Here is a 1,064-nt window from a genome sequence, read left to right on the forward strand (position 1 = left end):
GACCCTGGCGTTTGTCGCCGAATCCGTTTTTGACACGGTGGAAGTCAAACCACACATTTCCACAGGGCTTCTGATCTTTTCGGGTGTGCAGGCGGCGGCAACTGCGGTGCCGGAACTCGTGAAGGCAGGGGCGCTGACTGCCGAACTCATGGATGCCACCTCGCTGAGAGTGGCCTCCGGATTGCCTGGATGCCCCGAGCAAATCCGTACCTTGGATTTGTCCGACCCTGCGGCATTGCTCGTTGAGTTCGCCGCGACCCAGCCCGAGGAACTCGAGGGGACAGTGCGCGGCGCCGAGCGGCTGTTCGCAGAACTGGGCCTGGCCTTGCCTGTCACAATGACCCAGGATTCGCGGGAGCGGGCCGGTCTTTGGAAGGTCCGCAAGGGCCTGTATTCGGCGGTAGCGAGCGCCCGCCCCTCGGGGACAAGCCAGATGCTTGAGGATATTGCCGTGCCTGTTCCGGCGCTGGCGAGCACCTGCAAAGACTTGGGTTTGCTTCTCTCCCATCATGGATACCGCGACTCGGTCATCTTCGGCCACGCCAAAGACGGAAACCTGCACTTCATGCTCAACGAAGCATTCGGTGACGGACGGGACACCGGCCGCTGGGAAGACTTCACCGAAGACCTCGTTGACCTGGTCCTGGGAGCCGGAGGAACGCTCAAGGCCGAGCACGGAACCGGGCGCATCATGGCCCCCTTCGTCAGCCGGCAATACGGCGCTGAGCTGTACGGGGTCATGCGCGAGCTTAAGGACCTCGCCGATCCGCAGGGGATCCTGAACCCCGGAGCAGTTTTGTCCGATGACCCGCGGTCGTACCTGAAGGATCTCAAAGAGACCGCCACCGTCGAAGAAGAAGTGGACCGCTGCGTAGAGTGCGGCTACTGCGAACCAGTGTGCCCATCACGGAAACTCACGCTCACTCCACGGCAGCGAATCACGCTGCGCCGAGACGCAGAAGTCGCCAAATCCAGAGGCGACCACGAGCTGGCGCACCGGATACTGGAGGGCTACGACTATGACGGCGTGTCCACCTGCGCCGTTGATGGCATGTGCGCAACCG

The 1,064-nt window shown here is 62.5% G+C and carries 1 protein-coding gene; it reads left to right on the forward strand.

Going from position 1 to position 1,064, the window contains the following annotated elements:
* A partial coding sequence (locus ACFV20_RS37205; protein ID WP_385665623.1) for an FAD-linked oxidase C-terminal domain-containing protein occupies window positions 1-1,064 on the forward strand: 1,064 nt, incomplete at both ends.

Origin of the sequence: Streptomyces sp. NPDC059696, from assembly GCF_042733745.1 — a bacterium.
In the GTDB taxonomy this organism is placed as follows: domain Bacteria; phylum Actinomycetota; class Actinomycetes; order Streptomycetales; family Streptomycetaceae; genus Streptomyces.